The sequence below is a fragment of the Amycolatopsis solani genome, from assembly GCF_033441515.1.
Taxonomy (GTDB): Bacteria; Actinomycetota; Actinomycetes; order Mycobacteriales; family Pseudonocardiaceae; genus Amycolatopsis; species Amycolatopsis solani.
Genome location: NZ_JAWQJT010000002.1, coordinates 2,012,115 through 2,027,853, shown reverse-complemented (window position 1 = coordinate 2,027,853; position 15,739 = coordinate 2,012,115). Strand labels below are relative to the sequence as shown.

At 71.3% G+C, this 15,739-nt stretch carries 15 protein-coding genes; 6 read left to right on the top strand and 9 right to left on the bottom strand.

The features are described from left to right. The first annotated feature begins 104 nt into the window (after positions 1-104). Positions 105-842: a hypothetical protein gene (locus SD460_RS29915; RefSeq protein ID WP_290061729.1), complete on the top strand. Its 738-nt coding sequence runs from the start codon at positions 105-107 to the stop codon at positions 840-842. Here the strand turns inward: SD460_RS29915 and SD460_RS29910 are convergent. The 5 genes from SD460_RS29910 to SD460_RS29890 form a co-directional block, all read right to left on the bottom strand. Beyond that, complete coding sequence (locus SD460_RS29910; RefSeq protein ID WP_290061727.1) at positions 839-2,047, bottom strand: MFS transporter; 1,209 nt, start codon at positions 2,045-2,047, stop codon at positions 839-841. The two genes, SD460_RS29915 and SD460_RS29910, sit on opposite strands and share 4 nt — an antisense overlap. Before the next feature lie 41 nt (positions 2,048-2,088). Further along, positions 2,089-3,348: a cation:proton antiporter domain-containing protein gene (locus tag SD460_RS29905; RefSeq protein ID WP_318307046.1), complete on the bottom strand. Its 1,260-nt coding sequence runs from the start codon at positions 3,346-3,348 to the stop codon at positions 2,089-2,091. A 67-nt stretch (positions 3,349-3,415) separates the two neighbouring features. Further along, complete coding sequence (locus SD460_RS29900) at positions 3,416-4,504, bottom strand: ANTAR domain-containing protein (RefSeq protein ID WP_318307045.1); 1,089 nt, start codon at positions 4,502-4,504, stop codon at positions 3,416-3,418. An 84-nt stretch (positions 4,505-4,588) separates the two neighbouring features. Next, positions 4,589-5,074 (bottom strand): universal stress protein, encoded by a 486-nt coding sequence (locus tag SD460_RS29895; RefSeq protein ID WP_318307044.1) that lies wholly within the window; start codon positions 5,072-5,074, stop codon positions 4,589-4,591. A gap of 11 nt (positions 5,075-5,085) precedes the next feature. Further along, entirely contained in the window at positions 5,086-6,654 is a 1,569-nt protein-coding gene (locus tag SD460_RS29890; RefSeq protein WP_290059897.1) for an MDR family MFS transporter, read from the bottom strand. A gap of 87 nt (positions 6,655-6,741) precedes the next feature. Here SD460_RS29890 and SD460_RS29885 point away from each other — a divergent pair, with 87 nt between their 5' ends. Beyond that, complete coding sequence (locus SD460_RS29885) at positions 6,742-7,323, top strand: TetR/AcrR family transcriptional regulator (protein WP_290059896.1); 582 nt, start codon at positions 6,742-6,744, stop codon at positions 7,321-7,323. Positions 7,324-7,362: 39 nt separating this feature from the next. Here SD460_RS29885 and SD460_RS29880 read toward each other — a convergent pair whose 3' ends face one another. Then, positions 7,363-8,424 carry a hypothetical protein gene (locus tag SD460_RS29880; protein WP_290059894.1) on the bottom strand — a complete coding sequence of 354 codons (1,062 nt, stop codon included), beginning with the start codon at positions 8,422-8,424 and terminating at the stop codon, positions 7,363-7,365. A gap of 250 nt (positions 8,425-8,674) precedes the next feature. Between SD460_RS29880 and SD460_RS29875 the strand changes: the two genes are divergently transcribed. Together SD460_RS29875 and SD460_RS29870 are read left to right on the top strand one after the other, a co-directional pair. Further along, positions 8,675-9,739, top strand: coding sequence for a serine hydrolase domain-containing protein (locus SD460_RS29875; RefSeq protein WP_290059893.1), 1,065 nt, complete (start codon positions 8,675-8,677; stop codon positions 9,737-9,739). A 108-nt stretch (positions 9,740-9,847) separates the two neighbouring features. Further along, the gene (locus tag SD460_RS29870) at positions 9,848-10,093 is read left to right on the top strand and encodes an ATP synthase subunit C-like protein (RefSeq protein ID WP_290059892.1); all 246 of its coding nucleotides are present in this window, start codon (positions 9,848-9,850) and stop codon (positions 10,091-10,093) included. A 95-nt stretch (positions 10,094-10,188) separates the two neighbouring features. On the opposite strand, the gene SD460_RS29865 is transcribed toward SD460_RS29870, so the two are convergent. Beyond that, positions 10,189-11,184 carry a LacI family DNA-binding transcriptional regulator gene (locus tag SD460_RS29865; RefSeq protein WP_290059891.1) on the bottom strand — a complete coding sequence of 332 codons (996 nt, stop codon included), beginning with the start codon at positions 11,182-11,184 and terminating at the stop codon, positions 10,189-10,191. A 132-nt stretch (positions 11,185-11,316) separates the two neighbouring features. Between SD460_RS29865 and SD460_RS29860 the strand changes: the two genes are divergently transcribed. After that, on the top strand, positions 11,317-12,978 hold the full coding sequence (locus tag SD460_RS29860) for a peptide-N4-asparagine amidase (RefSeq protein WP_290059890.1): 1,662 nt from the start codon (positions 11,317-11,319) through the stop codon (positions 12,976-12,978). A gap of 53 nt (positions 12,979-13,031) precedes the next feature. Further along, positions 13,032-14,309 (top strand): cytochrome P450, encoded by a 1,278-nt coding sequence (locus tag SD460_RS29855; protein ID WP_290059889.1) that lies wholly within the window; start codon positions 13,032-13,034, stop codon positions 14,307-14,309. Between the two features lies 1 nt (position 14,310). On the opposite strand, the gene SD460_RS29850 is transcribed toward SD460_RS29855, so the two are convergent. Beyond that, positions 14,311-14,937, bottom strand: a complete 627-nt coding sequence (locus tag SD460_RS29850; protein ID WP_290059888.1) for an alpha-ketoglutarate-dependent dioxygenase AlkB — start codon at positions 14,935-14,937, stop codon at positions 14,311-14,313. Between the two features lie 66 nt (positions 14,938-15,003). Further along, positions 15,004-15,579, bottom strand: a complete 576-nt coding sequence (locus tag SD460_RS29845) for a dihydrofolate reductase family protein (protein ID WP_290059887.1) — start codon at positions 15,577-15,579, stop codon at positions 15,004-15,006. Positions 15,580-15,739 lie beyond the last annotated feature (160 nt).

The window sequence follows — 15,739 nt, the reverse complement described above, 5'->3', positions numbered from 1 at the left end:
TCCGGGCGGCGCGCCGGTGCCCCGACCCGGCGCGCCACCCGGTGCCACGTAACAGCGGCCGGAGTTCCCGCGACCTTCCCGGGCAGGACTGCCCGGAGGGAACCATGGACGCGATCAACGAGTTCATCAAGCAGTACCTCATGGGACCGGACGACCTGGCCGAGGTGGTGCTCGGGTGGTCGCTGTTCCCCGGCATCGTGCTGACCCTGTTCCTCCTGCACGGATTCGTCACGTCCTGGCTGGACCTCGGCAAGAAGACGATCAAGGCGGCTCGCGCGGCGAAGGAGATCGGCGACCGGATCACCCGCACCCCGCGCGGGCGGCTGGGTGCCGCGCTCGGGGTGACCGCGCTGGTGCTCGTCCTGGAAGCGGCGTGGGCCTTCGCCGCCGTCGTGATGGGCAACATCCTCTACTACGCCTACTACAAGGCACCCGCCGAGTTCACGGGTCCGAAGCAGAACATGTTCAGCTTGCCGCCGCACGAGCTGTTCTACCGGATCGACTGGCTGGGCTACAGCTTCTTCAGCTCGATCTACGTGCCGTTGCTGCTGGTGCTGCTCGCCCTCACGGTCGCGCGGCCGGCCTGGATCGGCAACCTCGGGGTGTGGATCGCGAACCTGCCGATGATCGTGCTGGTGGTGACCACCGCGTTCGTGGTCTTCATCGAGCTGGTCCTCGACGTCTGGTTCGCCGGTGCGCCGATCGCGAAGTACCCCGAACTGGCCTGGCAGGGCAGTTTCCTGGGGATCGCGGCCGTCTTCGCCCTCGCCTCGCTCGCCGCGTTCTCGGCCGCGGCCCGGCTTCGGGGTCAGTGGTCGGTGCTGCTCGGCCGACCCGCCTAAGCCGCCGCTGCGGCCAATTCCTCGGTCCGCCGGAACGCCGCCGGCGAAAGCTGGATCCACACCAGGACCGCGCTCAGCGCCTGCACCGCGGCCGCCACCACCCAGACGCCCCGCAGGCTCCAATGCGCCGCGACCAGTCCGCCCGTCAGCGCGCCCAACGGCGTCAGTCCCCAGGCCAGTGCCCGGTGGCTGGTCAGCACCCGGCCCAGGAGCGGGGCCGGGGTGAAGCGCTGGCGGCTGGACTGGGAACAGACGTTCCAGACCAGCACCGTCGAGGTCAGGAACACGAGGACCACGCCGATCAGCGGTGGCCACGGCGGGAGCACCGCCAGCAGCAGCGGGGCCACCGCGCCCAGGCTCTGCGCCAGCCGCATCGACCAGGCGTAGCCGAGGCGGTCGACGATCCGCTGGACCACGAACGACGACACCACCCAGCCGACGGCGAGGCAGGCCAGCAGCAGGCCGTAGCCGACCGCGTCGACGTGCAGGATCTGGGTCGCGTACAGCACGAACATGGAGTTGCCGGCGCTGGCGGCGAACGAGCCCAGCGCCACGTTCAGCGTGATCGACCGCAGCAGCGGCGTCCGCACGAGGTGGGTGAGGCCGGCCGACAGGTCACGCAGCGGGTGGGTGCGTGCGGCGACCACGGCCGTCGACGGGATGCGCCGGGTCAGCAGCAGCGCGAGCAGCGCGCACGCCGCCGCCAGCCACGCGGGCGCACCGGCGCCGACGACGACCAGGAAGCCCGTCAGCGGGGGCACGACGAACTGGACCACGCCCCGGTCGATCACCGTCAGCCGCGCGTTGGCGTGGGCCAGGCGGTCCGGCTCGACCAGCTCGGGCACGAGCGCCCCGCTGGCGCCGTCGCCGAGCACCTGCGCCGAGGTGACGACGAAGGCGACGACGAGCAGCACGGGCAAGCTCAGCAGCCCGGCCGACGCGACGGCCGCCAGCACGAGCGCGGCCCCGACCTGCACGGCGTACGCCCAGGCGAGCACGGCAGTCCGCCGCACGCGGTCGATGAGCACCCCGGCGAACAGCGACAGCAGCAGCCACGGCGCCTGCCCGGCGACGTTGACGAGCGAGATCGCGCGCGGGTCGGTCGTGACGGACACGGCGAGCAGCGGCAACGCGGCCAGCATCAGGCCTTCGGCGGACGAACCGGACACCGCTACGGCCTGCAACCGGACCCATCTGCTCGCCATGATCACCACCCTGCCGAAGCGGGGCTCGTGACCCAAGTGATTTAACTGCGACGCCCCGCCCCGAAGCGGGCGATGAGCGGCGCCGACCCGATCCCGTGCAGGACCACGCTGCCCAGGACGCAGACCACGGTGATCGTCAGCACGACGTCTTCGTCGCCCGTGGCGAGGCCGTTGAGCGCGAGCAGGCCGAAGACGATCGACGTCGTCCCGCGGGGGCCGAGCGCGCCGACGAGGAACCGGTCGCGGCCGGACAGGTCCGTCCGGAGCAGGGACAGCAGCACCGGCCCGATGCGCAGGACCGTGAGTGCGGCGAGGCAGAACACGACGACCTGCCAGCTCAGCCCGAACCGGACGACGAGCACGCTGATCGCGCCGACCACGAACCACATGCCCATGGTCAGCAGGCCGGTGACCTCCTCCAGCAGCTGCAGTTCGGCCGTGGGGCTGGTCAGGATGTCGCGGGCTCGCTCCGGCACCTTGCGGATGTAGGAGGCGGCGCTGCCGCGGAAGACGTACCGGAACGCGATGCCGCACACGAACGAGGCCACGAACCCGTTGCCGCCGACGGCGACGGTCGCCGCGTAGGCCAGCAGGGGCGCCGTCAGGACGGCGACGCGGCGGCCGTGGGCGGACGTCCAGCCCGCCCGGGCGGCCAGGAACAGCAGGAGCCCGATCAGCGCGCCGACGGCGGCACCCATGATGATCGCCTTGATGGCGAACGGCAGCGCCGTGGCCAGCGCGTCTTCCGGGGTGTTCTGCTCGTTGTCGGTCCGCGCCAGGATCAGCGCGAACAGGAACACCGGCGAGACCAGCCCGTCGTTGTAGCCGCTTTCGATGTTGAGCACCCCGCGCACCGGCGCCGGCAGGGCGCGGTCGCGGACCACGCGCTCGGCCGCGGCGAAGTCGCTCGGGATCACGATGCACGCGATCAGCAGGAGCAGCGGCCACGACAGGTCCGGCAGCAACACGGCCCCGAGCAGCACCGCCAGCGCGATGCTCAGCGGCATGGCGATGAGCAGGACGCGCGCGACCAGGCCGGGGGAGCGGCCCCACAGCCGTCCGCCGCGGACCTCGGTGGCGTCGACGAACAGCAGCATCGCGAGGATGAGCTCGGCGACGTGCTGGGCGATCTCGGTGTTGAAGACCTCGACCAGCGCGTCCGGCGCCACGGTCAGGGCGGCCGCGGCCCCGCACCCCACCATGAGCACCGGGGCCGCGATGTTCCAGCGGTCCAGCCGCGCCGCCAGGAGCGAGCGGAGCAGGTACGCGGCCGAGAGCACCAGCAGTGCGGGGATGAACATCGGGCTCCACGGCTCGCGTCGGCAGGTCGCGGCCGAGCCTACCGTCCGATGTGGAGGGTCGCCCGGCTCACCGCGGCGGGACCCTCCTGTGCCGGTCGACCAGGGTGGTGGCGATGTCGGCGAGCTTGACGTTGAGGTCCTGGGACGTCCGGCGCAGCACTTCGAAGGCCCGCTCGGCGGTGAGGCCTTGGCGGGCCATCAGGATGCCCTTGGCCTGGCCGATGACGTCGCGGGATTCGATCGCGCGGTGCAGGTGGGCGTCGCGGAGCTCGGCGACTTCGGCCGCCTGGCTGCGGGCCAGCGCGAGCGAGCCGTGCGTGGCCAGCAGGAGCGCGCGGTGGCGGTCGTCCTCGGTGATGCCGTCGCGGTGGCTGTAGACGTTCAGCGCGCCGCGGATCGCCGCCGGCTCGCCGGCCGGCTGCAGGGCGGTGGACAGCACCGAGCCGAACCCGTGGCGGGTGGCCGCGGCGGCGAACTGCGGCCACGGCGTGGTGCCGGAGAGGTCCTGGGCGAGCGTGTAGCCCGGGCCGTCGGGCCGCGCCGCGTCGACGCAGGGGCCGCGGCCGGCCTCGTACTGGGCGCGGTCCAGTTCGGCGGCGACGGCACCGGTCTGGAACGGGGTGGAGTACCGGCCCGCCTGGTCCCGCACGGTGACGCTGACCAGCTCGGAGTGCGGGATGACCACGACGGCGGCCGACGCGACCTGCCGCAGCGCCTGCTCGACGGTGGCGGCGTCGAGCAGCACGCGGGTCAGTGCGGCGAGCTGCTCCCCGAGCCCGTCGCCGGGCCGGGCCGACGCCGGCCGGGTGGCGAGCGCGGCGTCGACCGTCGCGTGGATCGGCAAGAGCGCGCCGGGGATCACGGCGCGCACGACCCGGCCCACCGGCTGGTTCCCGCCGAGCACCGCGGCCGCGTGGACGCCCTGCTCGAGGTGGTGTTCGGCGAACAGCCCGAGCAGCCTCGCCCCGGCGGCCGACAATGCGGACACTTCGCGCAGGTCCAGGATGAGGAACCGGGGTGGCGGCAGCGTCGCGGTGTCGTCGGCGAGCTCTTGGGCGAACCGCTCGCCCGCGGCGCCGGCGAACTCGCCCCGCAAGCGCAGGACGAGCGCCGACTCGGCGGTGTGCAGGCTGACCTGCGGGTCGTCGTGCGGCATCACGGTCCTCTCGCCGGCACTCCTGTTCTCCGTCTTTGGCCTTCCCGGTGGAGTACCCGCGCGGGTGGGGTCGGCAAACCGTCCTCAGGGGACTACGAGGACCGGCCAGTGCCCCGCCCGGATGAGCTTCGTCGCGACCGAACCCGCGAACCGGTGCCCCGCCTTCTGGGAGGCGCCGACCACCACCGTGTCGGCCTGGCACCGGTCCGCGGTGTCGCGCAGCGTCGCGTACGGGTCGCCGAACGCCGTCACGAACGTGACCGGTACTCCCAGCTCGTCCGCCGCTTCGCGCATCTGGCCGCGCAGTTCCGCGGCCAGGTGGGTGATCGTTTCGTGCTCGATCAGGGCCGCGACGGCCGGCCGCAGCGGCAGCAGCGGGGCGGGGCAGCCGACGAAGGCGACGATCAGCCTGCCGGCCTGGCGGCGGGCCATGCCGAAGGCGAAGGCCGCCGCCCGCATGGCCGTGTCGGAGCCGTCCACCCCGGCCAGGATGGCCCGCGCCGCCGGGTCCCGGCGCGGGCCGAAGTGCTCCACCGTGGACTGGAACGCGCCGGCCCCGTCGCCGCTCATCGTCGTCTTCCTTACCGCTTGGCCGGTTCCGCCGCGGCCGGTTCCGCCGGCTCCGCCAGGTCGATCGTCGTACGGAGGGTGATCGGCTTCAGCAGCAGCGCCGCCAGCACGCCGACGACCGCGACGGCCGCCGAGATGAGGAAGATGTGCGCGGTCGCGTCGCCGTACACCGTGTGCACGACCGTCTGGACCTGCGGTGGCAGCGCCTTGAGGTTCAGCGCGCTGACTCCGCCCGTCGACGCCTGGCCCGCCGGCACGTGCAGGGCGGCGGCCAGGTCGGCGGAGACGCGGTTGGCGAGGACGGCGCCGAGCACCGAGACGCCGATGGTGCCGCCGAGGGACCGGAAGAACGTCACCGATGCGCTCGCCGCGCCGAGGTCGCGCAGCGGGACGTCGTTCTGCACGGCCAGCACGAGGTTCTGCATGGTCATGCCCACGCCGGCGCCGACCACGGCCATCGCGATCCCGACGATCCACAGCGGGGTGGCGTGGTCGACCGTGCCGAGCCCGAGGAAGCCGAGGACCAGGACGATCGTGCCGGCCACGATGTACGGCTTGATCTTGCCGGTGCGGCTGATCAGCCGTCCGGAGACGGTCGAGGACACGAGCACGCCCGCCATCAGCGGCATGGTCAGCAGGCCCGCTTGGGTGGGCGTGTAGCCGCGGCCGATCTGGAAGTACTGGCCGAGGAACACCGCACCGCCGAACATCGCCATGCCGACCGCGAGGCTCGCGATGATCGCCAGCGCAGGGGTGCGCTGGACGACGATCTCCAGCGGCACGACGGGTTCGCGCACCTTCGTCTCCACCAGCACGGCGAGCGCGAGCAGCACGAGCCCGCCCGCGACCATGACGCCGGTTTGCCAGGAGAGCCAGTCGAAGGAGTTGCCGACGAACGAGACCCAGATCAGCAGCACGCTGACGCCGGCCGCGATCAGCCCGGCGCCGAGGTAGTCGACCTTCACGTCGTCGCGGCGCACGGTTTCCAGCTTCAGGGTCCGCTGCAGCACGGCGAACGCGAGCACCGCGATCGGGACGCCGACGAAGAAGCACCAGCGCCACCCCAGCCACGGCACGTCCACGATCAGGCCGCCCAGCAGCGGCCCGCCGACCGTGGCGACCGCCATCACGGCGCCGAGGTAGCCGTTGTACCGGCCGCGCTCGCGCGGCGGGATGATCGCCGCGATCACCACCTGGACCAGCGCCTGCAGGCCGCCGACGCCGATGCCCTGGAACGCGCGCGCCGCGATCAGCTGCCCGGGGTCCTGGCTGAACCCGCTGATCGTGGAGCCGGCCACGAAGATCACGATCGCGACCTGGACCAGCGTCTTCTTGTTGAACAGGTCGGCGAGCTTGCCCCAGATCGGGGTGGTGGCCGTCGCCGCCAGCAGCGTGGCCGTGACGACCCAGGTGTACTGCGCCTGGGTGCCGTTCAGCGAGCCGATGATCAGCGGCAGCGACGTCGACACGACGGTCGAGCTGATCATGGCCACGAACAGGGCCAGCAGCAGGCCGGACAGCGATTCGAGCACCTCGCGGTGCCGCATCGCCCCGGACGGGTCGGTGGTTTCGGACTTCATGGCATCCCTTCGCACGATCCGGGCAAGTATTGCTCATTGGGCAAACTTGCACAATGAGCAACTTAATCCCGTCGCTAGGCTGCCCGCATGGACATCCCCGGCTCGCTGCGCGACCGCAAGAAGGCGGCGACGCGGCAGTCGCTGCACGAGGCCGCGCTGCGCCTGGCGATGGAGCGCGGGCTCGACGGCGTGACGGTCGAGGACATCGCCGACGCCGTGGGCGTCTCGCGCCGGACGTTCTCCAACTACTTCGCGAACAAGGAGGACGCGGTCCTGCACGCCGACCGCGAGCGCACCCGGGAGCTGGTGTCGCTGGTCGAGGGCAGGCCGGCCGGCGAGGGGCCCTGGCCGGCGTTGCGCGCGGCGAGCCGTGAGCTGAACCGCGCGGGGGGCACGCCCGACCGCGAGTGGGTCGCGCAGCTGCGCCTGCTGCGGCGGCACCCGTCGCTGCTGGCCCGGCAGGCGGGCGACCAGATCACCCTGGAGCGCGACCTGGCGGCCGTGCTGGTGGCGCGGGGTCCCGAGCTGGACGAGGGGACGGCCCGGCTGATGGCGGCGACGTTCCTCGCCGCGTTGCGGACCGGGGCCGTGCTGTGGCTGGAAAGCGCGGACGAACGCCCGCTGCCGGAGCTGGTGGACGACCTGCTGGGCCGCGTCCACTTCGGCTGAAGACGGCCCGGCCTCCGGTGACCGGAGGCCGGGCGTCGCTCAGGGCAGGGGCAGCGGCGGGTAGATCCGCAGTCGCTGGACCGGCATGTCGTACTTGCCCGGGCCCGCGATGGGCGGCACGAGCACGGCCTCGCCGCGGAGGGTGACCTCGACGGCGGTGCCGGGATCGGCTTCGAGGGTGGCGACCGCCTTGTCCTCCCAGGGCTGCCCCGGCACGCTCGACGGCAGCTGGTACCCGGTCACCTTGCGCAGCTCCGAAGCCGGCGGGTCGGCGTAGCCGTCGTTGCGCAGGACGTAGCCACCGGGGCGGGCGGCGACCGATTCCGCGTTGAGCGGCATGCCGCCCGCGGTCAGCACGTGCAGGGCGGGGCCGCCGCGCTTCCACGTGTCGTTGGCGTCGCCCTGCCGGTCGGCCAGGGTCTGCTTGAGGACCTTCAGGCGGTGGTCGAGGCAGATCTCGAGGCCGAAGGTCGCGTTCGCGTCGATTTCGAACAGGCGCGTCCGCACGAAAGCCGCTTCCGTGTAGGCCTTTTTCAGCAGGGGTTCGGTGACGTTCCCGACCGCGAACCGGGTCGGAATCCCGTCCATGGACGAGGCCAGCTGCTTTTCGATGCGCCCGGCCTCGCCGCCGTCGACGCCGCCGCGCAGGTACAGCACGCTGTTGTAGTAGATCGGGTTGTTCTCGCCCATCATCTTCGAATGCCACAGCACCGAACCCGGCACGATCAGCCAGTGCTTGAACCGTGCGGTCCGGAACATCTGCTCCAGCGCGTTCCAGAGCGATGAAAACTGCTCTTGCGGGTACGTGTGGTCCGTGCCGGGATCGGCGGGCCGGAGGTAGAACTCCGGCGCCACGAACACCTTCAGCGTGTCGGCGCTGTCATTGCCCAGGTTCGCGTGCGCGATGTTGACCACCGCGGCCAGCCTTCGCAGCCGGATGAACCAGTCGGTGCTTTCGAGCGTCTTCGGCACGGCGATGTCCGGCACCGGATCACACAGCTTGCCGGGCGGCAATCCGGCCAGCGTCGGCCCGGGCACGTCGAGGCGCCGGGTGGCGGTCGGTACTTCGTAGGCGATGTAGCGGAAACGGGTGTACGGCACGATTCGACCTTCCCCTCAGTGGTGGAACGGCGGTCGACGTTACCCCGCTTCCGGTGTTTCGGCTTTCGGCCGAACGGGTAAGCGCAATTCCCGGTGGTGCCACCGGTGGAATTGCGCTGGACCGGAAGGTCGAGCAGATCTTTCGGCGCGGTTGCGGTTTTCCCGTTTTCGGATTTCCGGTGATCTTTCGCCGGGTGGCGCGCGGAAAATGAGTCGTGCGGTCCGGCCCGGCCGGGCTACCTTGCTCGCCGTGGCAGACATCCAGGGCAGTTGTGACCGGGGTTTCGAGAAGGTCGGTGAGGCGCTGGCCGCCTCGCTGGACGACGGTGACGTGGGCGCCTCGGTCGCCGTCGTCGTGGACGGTGAGCCGGTCGTCGACCTGTGGGGCGGGCACCTCGACGCGGCGCGCACCACGCCGTGGGAGCGCGACACCATCACCACCGTCTGGTCCACCACCAAGACGATGACGGCGCTGTGCGCGCTGGTGCTGGCCGACCGCGGCGAACTCGACCTGGACGCGCCGGTCGCGGCGTACTGGCCCGAATTCGCCGCCGCCGGCAAGGGTTCCGTGCTCGTGCGGCACCTGCTCGGGCACACCGCGGGCCTGCCGGACTTCGAGGGGCCGATCGCCGTCGAAGACCTCTACGACTGGTCCGCCGTGACCGCCCGGCTGGCCGCGCAAGCTCCGCGGTGGGAGCCGGGAAGCGCGGCCGGGTACCACTCCGTCACCTTCGGGTTCCTGATCGGCGAGGTCGTCCGCCGCGTCACCGGGCGCAGCCTCGGCACCTTCTTCGCCGAGGAGATCGCCGGTCCGGTGGGCGCCGACTTCCACATCGGGCTGGGCGCCGAACACGACGACCGGGTCGCGCCGTTGCTCCCCGATCCCCTCGGCGACAAACCGCCGGGTTTCCTGATCGGGGTGTCGGATTCCCGGCCTGCCGCTTGGCGGCGCGCGGAACTGCCCGCGGTCAACGGTTACGGCAACGCCCGTTCCGTCGCCACCCTGCAGTCGGCACTGGCGTGCGGGGGAGTGGCCGGCGGCGTCCGGCTGCTTTCGGCGTCCGGCAGCGAACGCGTCTTCGAGGAGCAGTACCAGGGCGTGGACCGCGTGCTCGGCGCCCCGATCCGCTACGGTCTCGGCTACCGCGTGGAAGGCCGCACTTGTTCGTGGGGCGGCTGGGGCGGTTCGGTGGTGTTCGTGGACGCGGATCTGCGCATGGCGGTCGCGTACGTGATGAACCAGGTTCGCTGGGAGGACGGGTACGCCCGCGGTTTCGGCCTCGTCATGGCGGCCTACGACGCGGTCATGGCTTGATCAAGACGTCCATTCTGTTTTCTGCTATCCTTGTGGTGTCCGGACCGTTCGGTTCTTGAATTCCCGCACCTTCGATTTCTTCTGTCTTTCGATGTGAAGGGGAATGCCATGACTGACCTCGTTCTGGCCCAGACAACCAACCTCAACCCCGGCCTGGCCGCCATCGGATACGGACTGGGCGCGATCGGCCCGGGAATCGGCGTCGGCCTCATTTTCGCGGCCGTCATCAACGGTACCGCCCGGCAGCCGGAAGCCCGGGGGAAACTGCAGACGATCGGGTATTCGACGTTCGTGCTCTCCGAAGTGCTCGCGTTGATCGGCATCGTCGTGTACTTCATCGCGTCCACGAAGTGAGCCCGAGCGCGGCCGGGGTGGTCACCGCGATGTCGTGGGTGGCTGCCCGGGCCGCGCGCTTTCGTCTGGACGAGCAGCGACCGCCGGACGTAACGCTAGCGGCGGACGCGGGTCGATTCGCGGACGACCAGTTCCGGGGTGAAGACCACCGCCTGGCGCTCCACCGTCGTGTCCGCCGTCTCCGCCAGCAGCAGTTCCGCCGCGGTGCGGCCGAGGCGGCGGGCCGGTTGGCGGACCGACGTCAGCGGGACCGCTGCCGCGCCGGCGAACTCGATGTCGTCGTAGCCGACGATCGCCATCTCCTCCGGGACGCGGACACCCGCGCCGACCATCGCCTGCAGCAGGCCGAGGGCGAGCAGGTCGTTGGCGCAGAAGACTGCCGTCGGGCGGGGGCTCGTGCCCAGCAGGCGCGCGCCCGCGTCGCGGCCCGAGGCGACGTCCAGGCCGATGGCCTCCAGCACGGTCAGCTCCGCCGTCGAACCGGCGAGGGCCGTGCGGACGCCCTGTTCGCGGTCGCGGCACTGGGCGAGGATCGCCGGGCCGTTGACGAACGCGATCCGGTGGTGCCCGGTCTCCAGCAGGTGCCGGGCCGCGAGCGCGCCGCCCGCGATGTCGTCCACCGCCACCGAACTGGCCTCCGACGCGGGCGCCTTGCGGTCCACGAAGACGTACGGCGTGCCGCTGCGCCGGAACGCGCGCAGGGCTTCCCCGGACGTCGCGACCGGGCTCAGCAGCACCCCGCGCACCCGCTGCTCGGCGAACATCGCCAGGTACGACGCCTCGAGGTCGGAGCGCTGGCCGCTGTTGCAGGTGATGATGTTGAGGCCCTCGGCGTGCGCGGCCTGCTCGGCCCCGCGGGCGACGTCGACGAAGAACGGGTTCCCGAGGTCGAGCACGAGCAGCCCCATGATCCGGCTGCGCCCGGCCCGCAGCTGCCGCGCCGATTCGTCCCGGACGTACCCGAGCTCCTCGATCACCGACAGCACCCGGTTCCGCGTGGCCGTGGCGACCACGTGCGGCCGGTTGACCACATTGGACACCGTGCCGATCGAGACGCCGGCGCGCTTGGCGACGTCCTTGATGCCGACCACCGGACCCCCTCGCTGAGAAGGCGTGAGCCTACCACGATCTGAAACGTTTCAGACGTCGATTACCGCCGATAGTCGGATGATCGCGCGGCTAGGCTCGCCGGGCGGGTGTGCCTGCCACTGGGAGGAGTCCGGGTGCGGATCTTCACGATCGTCCTGTCGCTGGTGCTGGCGTGGGTGCTCGCCGGGGGTGTCGCCTCGGCCTCGCCCGTCGTGGAAGGGGATACCGATGATCCGGTGACCGCCGCGCCCGCGGTGACGCGGCCCGATACCGCGCACTGCAGCGTCACCCTCGCCGATGCCTTCCGCTCCAACGCCGCCGATGGCACGCCGCGGTTCTACGAAGGCACGCTTGCGCCGCCCAAGGCCTGTCCGGGGCCGTGGGCGAAGGTGGTCATGGATCAGACCGTCACCGTGAGCGGGCGGCAGTACGACCGGATCGGCGATCTGCGGATCGGCGGGACCGAGGTGTGGTGGGGGACGACCGAGGAGCCCAGTGGTGAGGGCCGGCGTGCGATCACCTACCACTTCGACAAGGACCTCACGCCCTACGCCGCGTTGTTGCGCACGCCGCAGCCGTTCCGCGGGGGCATCGAGAACTACAACTCGCCGGTCTACACCGGGGTCTACGCCCAGACCGTGACGCTCACCTACTACCAGGCCGACCGGAAGCACCCCGCGCCGCAGACGGCCGACCACGTCGCCGGGTTCGGGCACGCCGACGCGACGCCCGCCGCGCCCACCGTGCACTTCAGCGCGAAAGACCTGCCGCGCAACATCACCCGGGCCTACCTCGAGGTGACCCTCGAAGGCCACGCCTGCGACGAGCAGTGGTTCGACGACGTCCCCGACGAGGTCTCGGCGAAGTACCCGGCCGCCGGGCTGTGCGGCAAGGGGCCCTACCGCGAAGCGAACTTCGCGATCGACGGGACGGCCGCCGGCAGCGCGTTCACCTTCCCGCACATCTACTCCGGCGGGATCGTGCCGCAGCTGTGGCGGCCGATCGTGGCGATCGACACCTTCAGCCTGCACGCCGAAACCTACGACGTGACGCCGTTCGCGGGCCGGCTCGTGGACGGGGGTGCGCACGACTTCTCCTTCTCCTTCCCGGACATCGGCGGCGAGTTCACCGTCGTCCCGACGCTACTGCTCTACACCGACAAAAACGCGGCCCGCACTTCCGGCGCGCTGACCCAGCACGACGTCGCCGCGGCGCCGGACCGGAAGACGGCGGTGCGGGACATCGACGGCGGCGTCAACGTCACCGTGACCGCGAAACGCCACGACGTGACCGCGGGCTACGTCGACACCTCCGCCGGCCGCGTGTACACCCGCGTCGAACGCACCCGCGACTACCGCAACAGCGACGACGTCACTGGCGGCGGCTTCACCCAGCACGTCGTGCAGGCCGACTCCGGACAGCAGACGTCGGTGTCCACAGTGGACGGACAGGTGCGGTCCGCCGCCCGGCACACGTGGTCCTACCCGCTCACCACCGACGCCACCGCGAACGTCACCGACGACCAGAACCTGCGGATCTCCGGCGCGGCCGAGATGACGAAGGTGCTCGGCGACCTCACCGGCGACGGCCGGAGCTGGCGGCCGGTGCGCGCGTCGCGGGAGTGGCTGAGCTCCTCCGGCGTGCTGGCCCGCACGAACGGCGTCAACACCGAAGCCGACGGGCGCTCGCGGACGTCGTTCGCCGGCTCGGACGACCTCGGCCGCCCGTACTTCCACTACGCCGCGAGCGAGCACGGGCTGATCACCGCGAACACGGAGGTGCCGCCGCGGGGGTGAGCCCGGTCTCGCCGTCGCTCACCCGATCGGGCTAGTGCGGTACTGTCGGGTGCATGGGGAGTCTCCGCTCACGGGTACTGGGCTGGGTCGGCCGCCGGTACCTCGCCCGGCAGTCGAAAAAGGGCTTCGACCTCGAAAAGATGTCGTCGCTCCTGCCCGAGTCGGCGCTGCTGCCGCTGAAGCGCGACGGGCTCGACCCGGTCGCCGACATGGCCGCGCGCCGGGCCGAGGCGCCGATCGGCAAGCTCGACCTGCCCTTCGGGATGAACGCCTGGTTGGTCACGGGTTACGACGAGGCGAAAGCCGTCCTCGGCAAGGCCACCGGCTTCTCCAGCGACTTCGGCAACCTCGTCGGCAACGCCGGGGTGACCGCGGACCAGAACCCGGGCGGGCTCGGCTTCGCGGACCCGCCGGTCCACACGCGGCTGCGGAAGCTGCTCACGCCCGAGTTCACCATGCGGCGGCTCGGCAGGCTGGCCCCGCGGATCGACGAGATCGTCGCCGAGCAGCTCGACGCGATGGCCAAGGCCGACGGCCCGGTCGACCTGTGGCAGGCGTTCGCGCTGCCGATCCCGTCGCTGACCATCTGCGAACTGCTCGGCGTGTCCTATGAGGACCGCGCGGAGTTCCAGCGGCTGAGCACCGCCCGCTTCGACCTCTTCGGCGGCGCGGGGGCGTCGCTCGGCGCGATGTCGGAGTCGCTGACCTACCTGCTCGACATCGTGAAGAAGCAGCGCGAGCAGCCCGGCGACGGCCTGCTCGGCATGCTGATCAAGGAACACGGCGACGAGATCGACGACCGCGAGCTGGCCGGCCTCGCCGACGGCGTCCTCACCGGCGGCCTCGAAACGACGGCGAGCATGCTGGCGCTCGGCGCGCTGGTGCTGCTGCGCGACGAGAAGGCCCTCGAAGCCGTCCGCGGCGACGACGAGTCCGTGCACCGCTTCGTCGAGGAGCTGCTGCGCTACCTGACCGTGGTGCAGATGGCGTTCCCGCGCTTCGCCAAGCAGGACATGGAGATCGCCGGCGTCCACATCGCCGAAGGCGACATCGTGCTGGTGTCGCTGTCGGCCGCGGACCGCGACCCGAAGCTGGGCGCGGGGATGGAGGACTTCGACGCCACCCGCGAACCGACGTCCCACCTGGCGTTCAGCTACGGCATCCACCGCTGCATCGGCGCGGAGCTGGCCCGCATGGAGCTGCGCACGGCGTACCCGGCCCTGATCAAGCGGTTCCCGAACCTGCGGCTCGCCGTGCCGGAGAACGACCTCTCGTTCCGCAAGGTGTCCATTGTGTACGGACTGGACGAACTGCCGGTCCTGGTCGACTGACTCAGCGCACCCCGCGCGGCCGGAACTGGATGCTGATCCGCGGGCCGACCGCGCGGCTCGTCTTCGGGATCGCGTGTTCCCACGTGCGCTGGCACGAGCCGCCCATCACGATGAGGTCGCCGTGGCCGAGGGCGTAGCGGTGGGACTCGCCGCCGCCGCGGGGGCGCAGGGCCAGCTGGCGGGCCGCGCCCACCGAGATGATCGCCACCATCGTGTCTTCCGTGCTGCCGCGGCCGATCGTGTCGCCGTGCCAGGCGACGCTGTCGCGGCCGTCGCGGTAGTAGCACAGGCCCGCGGTGCGGAACGGCTCGCGGAGTTCGCCCGCGTAGTGCTCGCTCAGCGCGGCGCGGGCTTCGGCCAGCACCGGGTGGGGGAGCGGCGCCGCTTCGCGGTAGAAGCACAGCAGGCGGGGAACGTCGACGAGCCGGTCGTACATCCGCCGCCGCTCGGCCTGCCACGGGACGCCGGTGACGAGGTCGGTGAACACCTCGTCGGCGCCGTCGAGCCAGCCGGGCTGAACGTCGATCCACGCGCCGGAGCCGAGTTCGGTCCGCCGCGGCGCGAGCGCGTTCAGCGTGACGGGGCCGGATTCGCCGAACAGCGATGCCTGCAGTGCCGGGGTCGTCATGGGTCCGACCGTACACCACGTTCGAACAGATGTTCTACGTGAAACCTCGGCCGGACCCGTGTCCGCTCAGCGGACGAACTCGTAGACCAGCTTCTGAACACCGTTGCCGTACGAAGCGCTGTCGATCAGCTTCAGGTTCTGCTTGTCCTTGTCGGTCTCGCTGAACAGCCGCTTGCCCGCCCCGAGCAGCACCGGGAACACCAGCAGGTGGAGCCGGTCGATCAGGCCGGCGTCGGCCAGCGAACGGTTCAGGGTGGCGCTGCCGTTGACGATGATGGGGCCGCCCTCGGTCTCCTTGAGCGCGGCGACGTCGTCCAGCGAGCGCAGGATCGTGGTCTCGCCCCAGTTGTCCACCAGGTCCGCGTCCTGGAGCGTGGTCGACACGACGTACTTCGGCATCGCGTTGTAGCCGGCGAACTCCACGGTCATCCCCGGCCAGACCGGCGCGAACGCCTCGTAGCTGACGCGGCCCAGCAGGAGCGCGGTGGCCTCCTCCTGTTCGGTGCCCTTGATCTCGTAGGCGGCCGGCTCGAACTCGACGTCCTTGAACGTCCAGCCCGTGTTGCGGTAGCCGGACTCGCCGCCGGGGGCTTCGACGACGCCGTCGAGCGAGACGAACGACGTGGAGATCAGGGTGCGCATGGGTGCTCCTCGGAGTGCTGGTGACTGCCTTCACGAGTCTGTCGAACGAGGACGGCCGGATTCGACACCACCCGGGAAACTCTTGTCCGTGACGGCGCGAGCTCGTACAGTCACAGCACCGCCGCCTCGGATGATCCAGGAGGTCGACGGTGCGCAGAAT